The organism is Bradyrhizobium sp. LB11.1 (genome assembly GCF_040549385.1).
Taxonomy (GTDB): domain Bacteria; phylum Pseudomonadota; class Alphaproteobacteria; order Rhizobiales; family Xanthobacteraceae; genus Bradyrhizobium.
On sequence record NZ_JBEPTH010000006.1, the window covers coordinates 384,090 to 400,019 of the forward strand.

Sequence of the window (15,930 nt, forward strand, 5' to 3'; positions counted from 1 at the left end):
GAATATTTTTGTGGAGAGGGGTTGACGGGGGTTTGGCGGGAGGTGGGTGTTTTGCCCGACGGGCAAATTGGCGTGCGTGGCGAACACAAGCCCGCCGACACGTCGGCAGGCGTGATTCCGAGGTTCCCACCTGTTGGGCCGCCCAGGTAAGGTTAATTCTTCCTTTCGATTGTCGGTAAAAATTTATCTATTATCGTTCTGGTCATTAATGACGAACCAGAGGCTCCAACAGTGTTTGCGTGTTGCCTGATCGTGACTGGGACTGCGCTGCTTCTGTCCGGCGTCGTTGCCTTCGGCCTTCATAGAAACTCGCTGCACTCATTGGCGCTGCTGTAGTCGGGCCGGCTTGTAGGATGGGTAGAGCGCAGCGAAACCCGTCGGGGGCTCATTCGGTGCCGAGGCATGATGGGTTTCGCTGCGCTCTCCCCATCCTACGCACGACGCGCGATCAATCTTCTTCACCCATCTGATGACCCGCAATCCGATCGTCGGCACGGCGCAGCCGCCGGCAGAGTTCGCGATTGATGTTCTGCAGGACGATCACATAGGCGTGGATGTCGGCCTTATAGCAGGCGTAGAGCTTTTGGGCCGTCAGCTCGTACAGCACGGTCGGGCTCGCCGCGATGACGGTGGCGGAGCGGTTTTGCATTTCGATCAGCGTCATTTCGCCGAAGAAATCGCCGGGCCCCAGAGTGGAAATCGGGACGACGCTCCCGGAATTCGCGCGCTTGCTCACCGCGAGCCGGCCGGATTTGACGATGAACATCGAGCGTCCCGGCTCGCCTTCCGCCACGACGGTTGCACCGATGTCGAAGTTGCGTTCGACCAGCATCGATATCAGGAGTTCGAGGCTTGGGTTCGTGAGACCGCCGAAGAACGGCGTCGCAAGCAGGAACGCTTTCAGATCGGGGGCACTGACAGTCATCGCGTGAGCATACCTCCCGTCGCTGATAGCGGCAATCAGCCCGCAGGATGAGGTCAGTGGCGTAGCCCGGATGGAGCGTAAGCGTAATCCGGGGTTATCAACCACGGACGAAGTCGTCCCGGATTGCGCTTCGCTCCATCCGGGCTACGAACCTCAACCGACACGGCCATTTCACTGCCGCACAGCGCTCTCGCCGCGCAGCGTCCGCTTTCGCCAAAGGTCTATCATGACCTTGACGGTTGCCGCGAGCGCAGCTGCGCAAAGCAACGCCTTCGAGTTCGTCTCCATCGTCCCTTCGATCAGCAGGCAATGGACCACGCTGCAGGCGACGATGACGATTGCGAGCGGAAGATGGACGATGCGCCAGGTTCGCAGCCGCAGTCCCAAGCGCCGGCGAAGTCGCGCGAGAAGCGCGACCGCGAAGATGGCCCACATCGCGATCACGCCAAAGGGGGAGAACGGCGTCGGCGATGAGAAGGTGAGAGCGTCGATCATGTCGGGCGGACTGGTGATCCAGAGGCCGGCGACGTGGATCACCACCGCCAGAGCCAGCGCGCCGCCGATCCAGTGATGGGCGCGCCGTCCACGATAGGGCGACAGACCCGGCAAATATCCGCCGATCAGCAGCGGCTGAGCCAGCACGAGACCGAGGGCGATGATTCCTGCGAATCCGGCCAGGATGTAGACCGGGCCGCGCCATGCGAGCTGCTCGCTCTCTGCTGCGAGCGCGATCGGCACACCAATGGCCAAGGCGAAGACGGCCCAGATCAGGGGTTTGAAGGCCGATCTCCACCCCGTCATTTGCAATCCGATCAGGCCGGCTGAAGCACGAAGTGCGCCTCGAGGCTGGTTTCCTTAACGCTCCGCATGATCGGCCGCAGGAAGACGGTCTTGAACTCACCGCTGTCATAGGCGAGGTGACCATGCGGCTGGCCGAAGATGGGAATGATCTGCGGCATCTCCAGCCGGAACGCGCCGTCCTTGTCGGTGAGCGTGGCGCCGTGACTCTGCGGTTCGTGCTCCTGCCCTTCGACCGTGTGCGCCCAGATCTGGATGCGCTGTCCGGCAAGCGGCGCCCCGTCGCCGGCGCGGCGCACGGTGCCGCTCATCCAGAATCCGCCCTTGCCGATCCGATCCACGATCGCCGCGCCCTTGCGGTAATTGTTCGCCCCGCCCGTCATCGTTTCGGTCGGCGCGAGGCCATCCGCGCGGGCCGGCAGTAGCAGGCCGGAACCTGCGCCTGCCAAAACACCGGTTGCAACGACGGAGCCGCCGGCAGCGAGGAGGGTGCGGCGGCTGAGTACGACGATGGTCATGTCAGGTCCTCCTGGCGGCGGTGCAGCGGCTCGGCAGAGGGTACAACAACACGCGCAAAACGCCCAGTTGAGACGGAGGGCGCCATGGGTCGCCATAACAGGGTTGTGATCGGTGCTCTACCCATCCTGCGCGGTGACACTACATGTGGCTCTCTCAGACACGCAGCTCCTCCACTCCGGTATCCCCCACATGATCCCCTTCTCCGTGCTCGACCTCGCTCCCATCAAACAGGGCTCCGATGCGTCGCAGGCGTTTCGCAATTCGGTCGATCTTGCCCAGCATGCGGAAGCCTGGGGCTTCAAGCGGTTCTGGCTGGCCGAGCACCACAACATGACGGGCATCGCGAGTGCGGCGACATCGGTGGTGATCGGGCACGTGGCGGGCGGCACCAAAACGATCCGCGTCGGGTCCGGCGGGATCATGCTGCCGAACCATTCGCCGCTGATCATCGCCGAGCAGTTCGGCACGCTGGAGTCGCTGTACCCTGGACGGATCGATCTCGGGCTCGGCCGCGCGCCGGGCACCGACCAGTTCACCGCGCGGGCGCTCCGGCGCGATCTCGCGACGAGTTCCGAGAATTTTCCGCACGACGTGCTGGAATTGCAGGCGCTGCTCGGCGATGTGCAGCCGAACCAGGCCATCCGCGCCGTGCCAGGTATGGGAACGAAAGTGCCGCTGTGGATCCTCGGCTCCAGCATGTTCGGCGCGCAGCTCGCGGCCATGCTGGGGCTGCCCTTCGCCTTCGCCTCGCATTTCGCGCCACAGATGATGATGCCGGCGCTGCGCGAATACCGCGCGCGGTTCGAGCCGTCAGCGCAGCTCGACAAGCCCTATGCGATGGTCGGCGTCAATGTGTTCGCGGCCGACAGCAATGTCGAGGCGCAGCGCATGTTCACCTCGCTGCAGCAGCAGTTCATCAATCTGCGCCGCGGCACGCCGGGCCAGCTGCCGCCGCCGGTCGACGACATGGACGCGCTGTGGTCGCCGGCCGAGAAAGCCGGCGTCGCGCAGTCGCTGGCCTGCTCCGCCGTCGGCACGCCGGCGGTTGTCGAGGACAAGCTGAGGGCGCTGATCGCCGACACCGCCGCGGATGAGCTGATGACCACGGGACTGATCTACGACCACGCCGCGCGGCTGCGCTCGTTCGAGATCGCAGCCGAAGTGCGGGATCGGTTGGCGGGGCAGACGGCAATTTGAGAGTGCTCGGCCTCTATGGTTCGAGACGCCCGCCTCCAGCGGGCTCCTCACCATGAGGGTCTAACAGCAACACGAGACACCTCATCCTGAGGAGCCCGCCAGTGGCGGGCGTCTCGAAGGATGGCCGCAAGGAAACGGCGCTTACGCCGCCCTGATCGAGTTCATGAAGCTGGCGACGCCGCGCTTCAACCGGGTGCTTTCAGTGGCGAGCGATTGCGCGGCCGACTGCACCTGCGCGGAGGCGCTGCCGGTCTCTGATGCGCCGCGCTGGACGTCGGCGATGCTGGTCCCGACCTGCGAGGTGCCTTCGGCAGCGCGCTGCACATTGCGGGAAATCTCCTGCGTGGCGGTGCCCTGCTGCTCGACCGAGGTCGTGATTGCGGCCGAGATCTCCGATATCTTTCCGATCGTCGCCCCGATCTCCTTGATCGCCGCGACCGAATCCCGCGTCGCCGACTGGATGTCGGAGATCTGCTGGCTGATCTCGTCCGTTGCTTTGGCTGTCTGCTCGGCCAGCGACTTCACCTCGGACGCCACCACGGCAAAGCCACGACCGGCTTCGCCGGCACGCGCGGCCTCGATGGTCGCGTTCAGCGCCAGCAGATTGGTCTGGCCGGCGATGGTCTGGATGAGGTCGACGACATCGCCGATCCGGCCAGCGGCCTGCGACAGCTCGCTGATACGGCTGTCGGTCTTCTGCGCCTGGCTGACGGCCTCGCCCGCGATCCTGGCCGAGGTCTCGACCTGGCGAGAGATTTCGCCGATGGAAGACGCAAGCTCCTCGCTCGCGGCGGCCACCGAATGCACATTCGCCGATGCTTCGCCCGACGCCGTGGAGGCGCGGTTCGAGACCTGCGTGACGGTGTCGGCGGTCTTGGACAGCGTCGTCGACGACGTCTCGAGCTGGTCCGCGGCAACCGACACCAGCTCGATGATCTCGCCGACCTCGCGCTCGAACTGATCGGCCAGCCGATTCATGTCGAGCTTGCGCGCCTCGCCCTGGCGCTGCTCGGTGACGGACTGCTCCTCGCGCAGGCGGTTGGTCTCTAACATGGCGTCCCGGAACACTTGCACGGTGCGCGCCATCTCACCGATCTCGTCATGACGATCGGCATAGGCGACCGGCGCATCGAGCTGGCCCTGGCTGAGCGAGGCCATGCGCTCCTTCAGGCCCGTCAGCGGCTTGACCACGCTGCGGCCGACCGCCCAGGCGATCATGATCGAGATCAGCATCAGCACGGCGATGACCATCGAGGCCGTCTGCGCCATCGACCAGAAGGAATTGTCGACTTCCGACATATATTCGGCCGAGCCGATCATCAGATTCCACGGTGCGAAACCGCGGGTGAAGGCGATCTTCGCGAGCGGGGTCGGATCCGAGCCGCTGCGGCGGAACGAATAACGCAGCGTGCCCTGGCCCTTCTTGGCGATGCCCATCAGGGTGACGGCAAAGAAATTGCCGTCGGCGTCCTTGTTCGGACGCATGTCCTTACCGACGAATTGCGGAATGCCGGGATTGGAGACGCACAGGCCTGTTTCGTAGTCGTAGATATAGGCGTAGTTGCTGTGGTCTTCGTACCAGACGTAATTATTGGCTTCGAGGAAGCGCTTTTTGGCCTCCTCCTCGGTCATCTGGCCGGCCTTGTAGGCCTTGTAATAGCCATCTGCCAGGTTCCAGACGATGTCGACGGCGGCATGCGCTTTCTCGACCCGCTCGGTGACGAGCTGATTGCGCGCGAGCCACAGGATCGTGGAGGCGACCAGCGCCATGCAGATCGCACCGACCACCGTCATGAGGGCGAGCTTGGCGCCGATCGAGCGCAGCGAAAACAGATTCTTGAGAGCCGGCATTCTGCCTCTTCGATGTTGCTGGGCACAGCGCCAATCGAATCAGGCAGCCGGCCATCACGAGGTGGGAATGCGCAAACTAGAGGCAATTCGTTAAAAACCCAGTTACGCCACGAACGCGCCACGGATCGTCTCGGGTGTTACCGAAAGATTAATGTGGCCGCGCTCCGTCATTGCGAGCGCAGCGAAGCATTCCAGAAATGCATCCGCGGCACGATCCTGGATTGCTCACATAGGGAATGTGTGTCGCTGCGTGAGGTCGCTCGGCGCTGTCAATGGGCTGACGTGGCGTGCGTTTTTGTGGCACAAGGGCGGCCTCCGCCGACCGACCAAAGAGGCCACGCATGCCCGCGCCAAAACCGCCTGCCTTCGAGACCCTGAGCCTGCATGCGGGCCAGCATCCAGATCCCGCAACCGGCGCCCGCGCGGTGCCGATCTACCAGACGACGTCCTACGTGTTCCAGGATTCCGACCACGCTGCCGCGCTGTTCAACCTGGAGCGCGCCGGCCACATCTATACGCGAATCTCCAATCCGACCACCGGCGTGCTGGAAGAGCGGCTTGCAGCGCTCGAAGGCGGCGTCGGCGCGATCTGCACGGCGAGCGGCATGGCTGCGCTGCATCTCGCCATCGCCACGCTTTTGAATGCCGGCGACCACATCGTGGCGTCGAGCTCGCTCTATGGCGGCACCATCAATTTGCTGGCGCACACGCTACCGCGCTTCGGCATCACCACGACGTTCGTGAAGCCGCGCGATCATGATGCATTCCGGAAAGCGATCAGGCCGAACACGAAACTGGTGATCGGCGAAACCATCGGCAATCCCGGGCTGGAGGTGCTCGATATCCCGAAGGTCGCGGGAATCGCGCACGACGCAGAAATTCCGCTGCTGATCGACAACACTTTTGCGACGCCCTATCTCAGCCGGCCGATCGAGCTCGGTGCCGACATCGTCATGCATTCGGCGACCAAATGGATCGGCGGCCACGGCATCGCGATCGGCGGCGCCCTCGTCGACGGCGGCCGCTTCGACTGGCGGGGTTCCGGCAAATTCGGCGTGCTGACCGAACCTTATGGCGGCTATCACGGCATCGTCTTCGACGAGCAGTTCGGCACGGCGGCCTTCATCATGCGCGCGCGCACCGAAGGCCTGCGCGATTTTGGCGCCTGCCTATCGCCGACCAACGCGTTCCAGCTTCTCCAGGGCGTGGAGACGCTCGGCGTGCGCATGGACCGCCACATTCAAAACACCCATCTCGTGCTGGAAGCGCTCAAGGCCAACAAGGCGGTGGACTGGGTGCTGCATCCCTCGCTTGAAGACCACACGGACTACCAGCTTGCAAAGCAACTCCTGCCGCGCGGCGCGGGCTCGATCGTCTCTTTCGGCATCAAAGGAGGTCGGCCTGCGGGGCGCAAGTTCATCGAGTCCCTGCGCATGATCAGCCATCTCGCCAATGTCGGCGACGCCAAGACGCTGGTGATCCATCCCGCCTCGACCACGCACCAGCAGATGGATGCCGAGCAACTCAAGGCTGCCGGCATCGGCGAAGAGCTGGTGCGGCTATCGGTCGGCATCGAGACCGCCAGCGACATCATCGACGATCTCGCGCAGGCGCTGCGCATCTCGCAGAAGGTTTGACACGATGAAGCTTTTCGTCAACGGCGCCGAGGTGTTTGTCGCAACCGGCGGCCGCGAATTCGACAAGGCGCTGCCCACAGTCGTCTTCATCCACGGCGCCGGCTTCGACCATTCAACCTGGGCGCTGCACACGCGCTGGTTCGCCCATCACGGCTTTGGTGTGCTGGCGCCTGATATGCCCGGCCACGGCCGCTCGGTCGGACCGTCACTCACAAGCATCGCCGAGATGGCCGACTGGACGGCGGCGCTCATCGATGCAGCAGGTGGCTCCAAGGCGCACCTGATCGGCCATTCCATGGGATCGCTGATCTCGCTGGAGACGGCAGCGCGTCACCCCGGCAAGGTTTCCGCACTGAGCCTGATCGGCACCGCCGCGAAGATGACGGTCGGCCCCGATCTGCTGAAGGCCGCCGAAGCCAACGAGCAGGACGCCAACGATATGGTCTCGATCTGGGGGCTCGGCTTCACGGCCGAGCTCGGCGGCAGCCTCGCGCCGGGCCTGTGGATGCATGGCGGCGCGCAGGCGGTGTTGAAGCATTGCGAGCCCGGCGTGCTGTTCAAGGATTTGTCGGCCTGCAACGCCTACGCGAATGCGCTGACCGCCGCCGCGAGCGTAAAGGTGCCTGCGAGCTTCATCCTCGGCGAGCGGGACATGATGACACCGGTGAAAGCCGGCAAGGCGCTCGCCGCCGCAATCCCGCACGCAAAGACCATGGTGGTGCCAGGCGCGGGCCACATGATCATGGCCGAGCGCCCGGATGAATTGCTGGCAGCACTGAGGGGCTGAACCGCCTCAGGAGCCCGGCGTCCACTTCCAGACGATGTCGGACACGTTGACCGGCTTCGGGATCAGGCCGAGCTTTGCAAAGCGGTCGGCCACCGCCTGCTGGCTCTTGATCACCTCGGCGTCCAGCGGCACCACGCTATAAGTGGAGCGGTTGACGAAACGGCGGACGGCTTCAATGTCGACGCCGGTTGCCTCTGACTGCGCCTTTGCGACCTCCTCGTGATGCGCCTCGGCCCACACGCCTTCGGACGAGAAGGTCGTGTTCAGCTTGGCGACCAGCGACGGATATCTTTCGACGAAATCCGTATTGGCGATGTAGAAGGCGTTCGGCTTGTGCACGTCCTTGTCGAAGACGAGAACGCGCGCGTTCTCCTTCAGCTCGGCGAGCGCGAGATAAGGATCCCAGATCGACCAGGCGTCGACCGAGCCCTTCACGAAGGCGGCTGTCGCGTCGGCCGGCGCGAGCGGCGCCGACGTGATGTCGGACCAGGACAGGCCGGCCTTTTCGAGTGCCGCGACCAGCAGATTGTGCGCGCTAGACCCCTTGCCGAAGGCGACGCGCTTGCCTTTGAGGTCAGCCAGCGTCTTGATCGGCGAATCCTTCGGCACAATAATCGCCTGATTGTCACCTTCCGACTTCACCGCCGCGACATAGCGGATCTTGGCGCCGCCGGCCTGGGCGAAGATCGGCGGAGTGTCGCCGACGAAGCCGAAATCGACGCTGCCGACGTTGATGGCCTCGAGTAGCGGTGGACCAAACTGGAAGTCGATCCATTTGATCTCTATGCCAAGCGGCCTGAAGGCGTTTTCGAGCGTCTGACGCTGGCGCACGGCTGGGAAGAAGCCACCCTTCTGCGTGCCGATGCGGATCTCCGTCGGCTTGTCCTCGGCGTGCGCGGGTGTGGCCAAGGCGGCTGCCAGGAGCAGCGTTGCAGTCAGAAGTTGTCGTCGTGCAATCATGTTGCGGTCCTTTTGAGTGCAGGTTCAGTTGGCGAAGAATGAAGAATTCGCGCGGCGGCTCCGTCGGAGAACACGGCGCGGGCGGCCCGCTCGGCCTCGCGCGCCGAGCGGAACTGACGGCCTTCGAGACTGTCGAACAGGCGCTCGGAAGAGAAGAAGCGGAAGCCGCGCTCGTCTCTTGTGATGATGCCGGCGGCACGATCGTGGATTTCGATGATGTAGGCGGTCGACTGCGATTGGGACATGACTGCTCGCTCGCCGAAGTCTCGGCGTTCCTGTCTTGAGATTTTCGGGTGTGGAATGTTGCCAGGTGGTCAGCAACAACAACAGGCGCCGGTAGCCACCGAGAAACAGCGCCGCGTCATGCACGCATGCATGTCGTTATGATTGCGCTGGTGATCGGGTCTCATATCGCGGCATCAAGCTCGATGAGCAGTTTCGATGCTTTGAATATCGAGCGATTGGCGCGTTCGGTCAATGAAATGGCTGTCCATATTTGAAGGCCGCGCGCTCGCGCCCTTCTCCCGCTGCAAGCACTGACAGGCAGATTCATCTCGCGCGACCGCAGATGCTCGGCTGCGGTCATATGCGGGGTGGGCTCCCTCTTCACTTCGCCCCGCTTGCGGGGCGAAGGAGACGAGAGTGTGGGGCTCACCACATCGTCGCCGCAGCGCGCTCCGGCCAGATGCGATCATACTCCGCGCCGCCGACCTTGTTCTCGCTCATCTCGGCGAGGATCTGGCCGGGCGTCGGCAGCGTCTTGGGATCGATGCGCTTGTCGGGATTCCAGAGGTCGGAGCGGACGATGGCGCGGGCGCACTGGAAGTAGATTTCTTCCACGTTCATCACCATGACGCTGCGCGGCGCCTTGCCCTCGACCTTGAACGAGGCCAGCAGTTCCGGATCGACCGAGAGATGCGCGCGGCCGTTGGCACGGACCGCATTGCCCCAGCCGGGGATCAGGAACATCAGCGACACCCTCGGGTCACGCACGATGTTGCGCAGGGAATCGACCCGGTTGTTGCCGCGGCGATCGGGCAGCATCAACGTGTTCGAGTCATGGATTCGAACGAAACCCGGGAGATCGCCGCGCGGCGAGCAGTCGATGCCCTCGGGCCCGATCGTGGCGAGCGCCGCGAACGGCGCCTTCTCGATGAAGATTCGATAGAGCGGAGTGACGTGGTCGGCGACTTTCACGGTCGAGGCGTCATTGGTGGCGCCGTAGATGGCTTCCAGCTGTTCGACCGTCTCGATCACCGACATTCCAGTCTCCTTGTTTTGCCGGCGAGATTCTTGTTCTGACGCATTTTCTTGACGCGAACCGGAATCCACTTCGCTCGAAAACGCTTTACTCGTGCCAGCATTCATTCCTGATCACGCGCAAGAGGTGGCGGCTGTGATACTCCGCGCTACCCGCATTGAGGATGGTGACGTCGGCATGTGCCGAAATGTCGTCGACGCTGCGCGCAAGGCGGTTGGCGAGATTGCCATCGCTGTGCCGCGCCCGCGCGGCAAGCCGCTGCGCCAGCACATCCGGAGGCGCCGTGATCGCGACCACGACGACATTGGCATAGGCCTGGCGCAGCGCGGCGATGACCGTGCGCGAGACGTTGGCGACGACAGCGCGTCCGGCGCGGATGTCGTCGTTGATCTCGAGCGGCAGCGCGTAGGAATGGCCATGCGCGTCCCAATGCACGGCGAAATCGCCGTGATCGCGCGCGCGGGCGAATTCGTCGGGGCTCACCGCAATATTGTCCTCGTCGACAGATGACGCGCGCGTCACGACGCGGCGTGGGAAGACGATGTCGTGATCGTCGACACAGGCCGCCTGCGCCAGCCGCAGCAGCGTGTCCTTGCCGGCGCCGCTCGGGCCGACCACGAGCACCAGTCGCCCCGGTCCAATCGCGCCCGCCTGCGCCGTGGCCGTCGTGACGGTCTCGCTCATGCGACGCGGTCCCCCTCGCGCCAGACGCTGCGGACCACGGGAACGCTGCCGGCAACGTGCACGCGGATCAGATCGGCGCGTTTGCCGATCGCGACCTCGCCGCGGTCGGTGAGGCCGACCGCATCGGCCGGCGCCTTGGTCACGGTGCGAACGGCCGCCGGCAGACTGATCGACGGCGCATGCTCGGGCAGTTGCAGGGCGCCCATCAGCAGGCTGGAGGGGATGTAGTCCGACGACAGGATGTCGAGCAGGCCTTCACGGGCAAGATCGACCGCGGCGATGTTGCCGGAATGCGAGCCGCCGCGCACGACGTTGGGCGCGCCCATCAGGATGTCGATGCCGGCCTGATGCAAGCCGCGCGCGGCCTCCAACGTGGTCGGGAATTCCGCCACTGCGACGCCGTCACGCACGGCATCCGCGACGTTCTCCTCGGTGGTGTCGTCATGGCTTGCCAGCGGAATCCTGTACTGATGCGCCAGCGTCACGATCTGGCGCATGTTGCTTGCGGCATAGGCCTTCTGATACTCGAAGCGTTTTGCGAACAGCTCGTCGAGCTCAGCGTCAGTCTTGCCACCACCCTTACCGCGATAGTAGTCGCGCAGCTTGACCTCGTCACGGAACTGGCGCTGGCCGGGGGTGTGATCCATCAGCGACATCAGCCGCACGTCGGGGCGGTCGATCAACTCCTTGGCTTCCTCAACCACGCTTGGCATCGGGATTTCGCAGCGCAGGTGCAGGAAGTGGTCAGCGCGCAGCAGGTTGCCATCTCGCGCGGTCGTGATCGCGGCGGCAAGCACGCCGGCGCGGCCATCGACCTCCTCGGCCCCGTCCTCGCGCCAGACACGCAGCGAATCGAACACCGTGGTGATGCCCGAGGTCGCAAGCTGACCGTCATAGGAGATGACGGCGGCGACCGGATTCCAGAACACTTTTGGACGCGGCACGTAATGGGCTTCGAGATGATCGGTGTGGAGCTCGATCAGGCCCGGCATGATCAGATCGCCGCCGGCATCCTCCGCGCCCGCGGGCGCCTTGCCCTCGCCGATCTCGGCAATGCGCCCGTCCGCGACAGCGAGCCAGCCCTGCTCGATCACCCGGTCCGCCAGCACGATCCTGGCGTTGGCGATCACGATGTCCTTCGGCTTGGCGTTCATGTCCCTCTTCCTTCAGGCCGCGGCGGCAAAGCTGGTAACGTCGACGATGCGGTCGGCGATCAGATGGCGGATTTCGTCGTCATGGACAATCGCGACCATGGCGACGCCCTGGCGCTTCTTTTCGGCGACCAGCGCCACCACGACGGCGCGGTTGGCGGCATCGAGCGATGCGGTCGGCTCGTCCAGCAGCAGGATCGGCAGATCCGGGATAAAGCCGCGCGCGATGTTGACGCGCTGCTGCTCGCCGCCGGAGAAGGTCGCGGGCGGAAGCTGCCAGAGCCGCTCGGGGATGTTGAGACGATGCAAGAGCGCGCCGGCGCGCGCCTGCGCATCCGCACGGGTCATGCCGTTGACGATCAGAGGCTCGGCGACGACGTCGATGGTGGTGACCCGCGGCACCGCCCGCAGGAACTGGCTGACATAGCCGATGGTGGCGCGGCGGACGTTGAGGACCTGCCGCGGCTCGGCGGTGGCGAGGTCGATCACCTCGCCGCGATGGCGGATGCCGATCCGGCCGGAATCGCAGCGGTAATTGCCGAAGATCATCTTCAGGATCGAGGATTTGCCGGCACCGGACGGGCCGGACAGCACGACGCACTCGCCGGGATCGACGTGGAAGGTCACGCCGCGCACCACAGGCAATTCGATGCCGCCTTGCAGGTGCATCGTGAAGGTCTTGTTGGCGTCGGCGATGTCGATCATGGCGGTCATTGGAGTGCTCATGTTGAAAAGCTTATGCCGGCAGAATCGAGGAGACGAGGAGTTGGGTGTAGGGCTCGCGCGGATCGTCGAGCACCTGGTCGGTGAGACCGGTCTCGATGACACGGCCGCCCTTCATCACCATCACCCGATGCGACAACAGGCGCGCGACCGCGAGATCGTGGGTGACGATGACGACGGCGAGTTGCAGTTCGGCGACGAGATTGCGCAGGAGATCGAGCAGGCGGGCCTGGACTGAAACATCAAGGCCGCCGGTCGGCTCGTCCATGAACACCAGCCGCGGCCCCGTGACGAGGTTGCGCGCGATCTGGAGGCGCTGGCGCATGCCACCCGAATAGGTGCGCGGCGCATCGTCGATGCGCGCGACGTCGATCTCGACGCGCGTAAGCCAGTCGGAGGCGGACTCGCGAATGCGGCCATAGTGGTTCCAGCCCACGGCCATCAGCCGCTCGCCGACATTGGCGCCGGCCGAGACCCCCATGCGCAGACCCTGCGCCGGATCCTGGTGTACAAAACCCCAATCAGTACGGAACAGCAGCCGCCGCTCGGCCTCGCCGAGCGCGGCGAGATCGCGGGTGACGCCGTCGCGCATACGGTAGGACACCTGCCCGCCGTTCGCCGCGAGCTGGCCCGACAGCAGCTGCAGCAGCGTCGACTTGCCCGAGCCGGATTCGCCGACGATCGCCAGCACTTCGCCGGAATAGAGCGAGAACGACACGTCGCGGCAGGCGGCGATGCGGCCGTAGGATTTGCTGAGGGTATCAGCAACCAGCAGCGGCTGATCGGTTTCGAGCAGAACTCGCTCAGCCATTTGCTTCCCCTTTTACTTCTCCTTGCGCCTTGTCCTTGTACGGCGCAGCACTGAGGTTGCCGTGATGGCCGGCGGCCTGGCGGCGCTCGCAATAGTCTGTGTCCGAGCAGACGAACATGCGGCTGCCCTTGTCGTCGGTCACGATCTCATCGAGGTAGGAGTTCTCCGCGGCGCACAGCGCGCAAGGCGCGTTGAAGCGATAGGGCTCGAACGGGTGATCCTCGAAATCCAGCGACACCACCTGAGTATAAGGCGGGATCGCATAGATGCGCTTTTCGCGGCCGGCGCCGAACAATTGCAACGCCGGGCAATTGTCCATCTTGGGATTGTCGAATTTCGGCGTCGGCGACGGATCCATCACGTAGCGCGCGTTCACCTTGACCGGATAGGCGTAGGCGGTCGCGATATGGCCGAAGCGGGCGATGTCCTCATACAGCTTCACATGCATCAGGCCGTATTCGGCGAGCGCATGCATGCGCCGCGTCTCGGTCTCGCGGGGCTCGAGAAAGCGCAGCGGCTCCGGGATCGGCACCTGATAGACCAGAACCTGGTTCGCGTGCAGGGCCGTCTCGGGAATGCGATGGCGCGTCTGGATCACGGTCGCATCGTCCGTCGAGGTCGTCGTGGCGACGCCGGCGGTCTTGGCGAAGAATTTGCGGATCGAAATCGCGTTGGTGGTGTCGTCAGAGCCTTGGTCGATCACCTTCAGCACGTCCTGCGGTCCCAGGATCGCAGCGGTCACCTGCACGCCGCCGGTGCCCCAGCCATAGGGCATCGGCATTTCGCGGCTGGCGAACGGCACCTGGTAGCCGGGGATCGCGATCGCCTTCAGGATCGCGCGGCGGATCATCCGCTTGGTCTGCTCGTCGAGATAGGCGAAGTTGTAGGCGGGCGCGTTCATTCCGCGGCCTCCTTCATGGCATCGGGCGCGTTGGCTTCAGTAGACGCTTCGGCGAACTCCTTGCGCAGCTTGCGCAGCAGGCCGAGCTCGGACTGGAAGTCGACATAGTGCGGCAGCTTGAGGTGCTCGACGAAGCCGGTTGCCTGGACGTTGTCCGAATGCGACATTATGAATTCTTCATCTTGCGCCGGGGCTCCGACCTCTTCACCGAGCTCGCGAGCACGCAGCGCCCGATCGACCAGCGCCATCGACATGGTCTTGCGCTCGCTCTGGCCGAAGGCAAGCCCATAACCCCGGGTGAAGCACGGCGCTTCCGTCGCTGAGCCCTTGAACTGGTTGACCATCTGACACTCGGTGAGCTCGATCGAACCGAGTGGCACGGCAAAGCCAACGTCTTCGGCTGCGAATTCGACCTCGACCTCGCCGAAGCGTATCTCGCCGGCGAAGGGATGGTTGCGGCCGTAGCCGCGCTGGGTGGAATAGCCCATCGCCAGCAGAAAGCCTTCGTCGCCGCGTGCGAGATTTTGCAGGCGCAGATCGCGGTCCGCCGGGAAGTTCAGCGGCTCGCGGGTGAGATCGCCGACGCTGGCGCCGTCTTCGGCCTGTGGCGAAGTCTCGATCAACCCATCGCGACCGAGAATGTCGGTCACGCGCGGCGTCGGCGCCGTCGAAGCTTCGGCCACAGCCGGCGCTTCCGGCACAAACCCCTCGGCGAGCGAGGGGTCCAGCAGGCGATGGGTGTAGTCGAAGGTCGGCCCGAGGATCTGGCCGCCGGGAATGTCCTTGAAAGTCGAGGACACCCGCCGTTGCACCCGCATCGCGCCGGTATCGACCGGCTCGCTGGCGCCGAAGCGCGGCAAAGTGGCGCGGAACGCGCGGACCAGGAAGATCGCCTCGATCAGGTCGCCGCGCGCCTGCTTGATCGCGAGCGCTGCGAGCTCGCGATCATAAAGTGAGCCCTCGCTCATGACGCGGTCGACAGCGAGCCCAAGTTGCTCCGAGATCTGGTCGAGGGAGACTTCCGCAACGCCTTGGTCGCCGCGCCGCGCATTGGCGAGCAGGCGATGAGCGTTCTCGATGGCGCGTTCGCCGCCTTTGACTGCGACATACATGCTTCTAGCTTTCCTTGCTCACGATTCGCGTGGTGCGGGGGATCGCAACCACGGCGTCATCGGCGACCAGAACCACGTCGATGCCACGCGGAAACAGCGTCTCGTTGAATCGCAGGCGCTCGAACAGATCGAAGGGCTTGATCGACGCCTGCAGCATTGCGACATCGTCGATGCCGGGGCCGCGCAGCTCGAAGCCGCGTCCCGAATCCAGGTTGTCGACCTGAACGATCACCGTGGTCGAGCGATCCGGATATTCGTTGGTGCCGAGCGCGAAACGCTCGAGCGAGGGCAGCGCACCGCCGTCATTGATCAGCGCAAAGGCCGCGATCGAGGAATCCTGCACCACCGGCGCGCCGGTGTAAAACTTGAGCCACTTCAAAACGTCGGCATTCTCCGACATCCGCGCATCGAGCCAGAGTGGCGTGTCGTGGTCGAACAGCGTCAGCGCGATCGCGGCGGTGCCGCGCATCATCGTGGCAGGCGTCCCAGCCATCGGCACGATGCGCTGGACCGAACCCGGCCGCGCCATCGCGTCCATCACCGAGCGAAAGGTCGATTGCGCCGACAACACCTTGTCGACGAAACCCGGCGGCAGTTCCGCAATCGTGGTCAT

At 64.5% G+C, this 15,930-nt stretch carries 16 protein-coding genes and 1 pseudogene; 3 read left to right on the top strand and 14 right to left on the bottom strand.

The window, feature by feature from the left end; all coding sequences use genetic code 11:
* Window positions 1–448: 448 nt before the first annotated feature.
* The 3 genes from ABIA96_RS18905 to ABIA96_RS18915 form a co-directional block, all read right to left on the bottom strand.
* Window positions 449–925 (bottom strand): cyclic nucleotide-binding domain-containing protein, encoded by a 477-nt coding sequence (locus ABIA96_RS18905; protein ID WP_354138540.1) that lies wholly within the window; start codon window positions 923–925, stop codon window positions 449–451.
* A gap of 171 nt (window positions 926–1,096) precedes the next feature.
* Window positions 1,097–1,726, bottom strand: coding sequence for a ferric reductase-like transmembrane domain-containing protein (locus ABIA96_RS18910; RefSeq protein WP_354138541.1), 630 nt, complete (start codon window positions 1,724–1,726; stop codon window positions 1,097–1,099).
* Window positions 1,727–1,737: 11 nt separating this feature from the next.
* Window positions 1,738–2,241, bottom strand: coding sequence for a peptidase associated/transthyretin-like domain-containing protein (locus tag ABIA96_RS18915; protein ID WP_354138542.1), 504 nt, complete (start codon window positions 2,239–2,241; stop codon window positions 1,738–1,740).
* 190 nt (window positions 2,242–2,431) lie between these two features.
* Here ABIA96_RS18915 and ABIA96_RS18920 point away from each other — a divergent pair, with 190 nt between their 5' ends.
* Window positions 2,432–3,439: an LLM class flavin-dependent oxidoreductase gene (locus ABIA96_RS18920; RefSeq protein ID WP_354138543.1), complete on the top strand. Its 1,008-nt coding sequence runs from the start codon at window positions 2,432–2,434 to the stop codon at window positions 3,437–3,439.
* Window positions 3,440–3,580: 141 nt separating this feature from the next.
* Here ABIA96_RS18920 and ABIA96_RS18925 read toward each other — a convergent pair whose 3' ends face one another.
* Entirely contained in the window at window positions 3,581–5,290 is a 1,710-nt protein-coding gene (locus tag ABIA96_RS18925; RefSeq protein ID WP_354138544.1) for a methyl-accepting chemotaxis protein, read from the bottom strand.
* 341 nt (window positions 5,291–5,631) lie between these two features.
* Between ABIA96_RS18925 and ABIA96_RS18930 the strand changes: the two genes are divergently transcribed.
* The gene (locus ABIA96_RS18930) at window positions 5,632–6,927 is read left to right on the top strand and encodes an O-acetylhomoserine aminocarboxypropyltransferase (protein WP_354138545.1); all 1,296 of its coding nucleotides are present in this window, start codon (window positions 5,632–5,634) and stop codon (window positions 6,925–6,927) included.
* Between the two features lie 4 nt (window positions 6,928–6,931).
* Window positions 6,932–7,714, top strand: a complete 783-nt coding sequence (locus ABIA96_RS18935; RefSeq protein ID WP_354138546.1) for an alpha/beta fold hydrolase — start codon at window positions 6,932–6,934, stop codon at window positions 7,712–7,714.
* Between the two features lie 6 nt (window positions 7,715–7,720).
* Here the strand turns inward: ABIA96_RS18935 and ABIA96_RS18940 are convergent, their stop codons facing one another.
* The 10 genes and pseudogenes from ABIA96_RS18940 to phnH form a co-directional block, all read right to left on the bottom strand.
* A complete protein-coding gene (locus ABIA96_RS18940; protein WP_354138547.1) occupies window positions 7,721–8,674 on the bottom strand; it encodes a sulfonate ABC transporter substrate-binding protein in 954 nt (317 codons plus the stop codon).
* Window positions 8,675–8,698: 24 nt separating this feature from the next.
* Window positions 8,699–8,919 (bottom strand): annotated as a pseudogene (locus tag ABIA96_RS18945) (hypothetical protein).
* A gap of 406 nt (window positions 8,920–9,325) precedes the next feature.
* The gene (locus tag ABIA96_RS18950; protein ID WP_354138548.1) at window positions 9,326–9,937 is read right to left on the bottom strand and encodes a pyridoxamine 5'-phosphate oxidase family protein; all 612 of its coding nucleotides are present in this window, start codon (window positions 9,935–9,937) and stop codon (window positions 9,326–9,328) included.
* 85 nt (window positions 9,938–10,022) lie between these two features.
* A complete protein-coding gene (phnN, locus tag ABIA96_RS18955; RefSeq protein ID WP_354138549.1) occupies window positions 10,023–10,619 on the bottom strand; it encodes a phosphonate metabolism protein/1,5-bisphosphokinase (PRPP-forming) PhnN in 597 nt (198 codons plus the stop codon).
* Window positions 10,616–11,773, bottom strand: a complete 1,158-nt coding sequence (locus tag ABIA96_RS18960) for an alpha-D-ribose 1-methylphosphonate 5-triphosphate diphosphatase (protein WP_354138550.1) — start codon at window positions 11,771–11,773, stop codon at window positions 10,616–10,618. Before ABIA96_RS18960 ends, phnN begins: the two co-directional genes overlap by 4 nt.
* 12 nt (window positions 11,774–11,785) lie before the next feature.
* Entirely contained in the window at window positions 11,786–12,484 is a 699-nt protein-coding gene (gene phnL, locus ABIA96_RS18965; protein WP_354138551.1) for a phosphonate C-P lyase system protein PhnL, read from the bottom strand.
* Between the two features lie 22 nt (window positions 12,485–12,506).
* Window positions 12,507–13,304: a phosphonate C-P lyase system protein PhnK gene (gene phnK / locus ABIA96_RS18970; protein WP_354138552.1), complete on the bottom strand. Its 798-nt coding sequence runs from the start codon at window positions 13,302–13,304 to the stop codon at window positions 12,507–12,509.
* On the bottom strand, window positions 13,297–14,205 hold the full coding sequence (locus tag ABIA96_RS18975; protein WP_354138553.1) for an alpha-D-ribose 1-methylphosphonate 5-phosphate C-P-lyase PhnJ: 909 nt from the start codon (window positions 14,203–14,205) through the stop codon (window positions 13,297–13,299). The genes phnK and ABIA96_RS18975 overlap by 8 nt, the downstream gene beginning before the upstream one ends.
* A complete protein-coding gene (locus ABIA96_RS18980) occupies window positions 14,202–15,317 on the bottom strand; it encodes a carbon-phosphorus lyase complex subunit (protein WP_354138554.1) in 1,116 nt (371 codons plus the stop codon). Before ABIA96_RS18980 ends, ABIA96_RS18975 begins: the two co-directional genes overlap by 4 nt.
* A 4-nt stretch (window positions 15,318–15,321) precedes the next feature.
* The gene (gene phnH / locus ABIA96_RS18985; protein WP_354138555.1) at window positions 15,322–15,930 is read right to left on the bottom strand and encodes a phosphonate C-P lyase system protein PhnH; all 609 of its coding nucleotides are present in this window, start codon (window positions 15,928–15,930) and stop codon (window positions 15,322–15,324) included.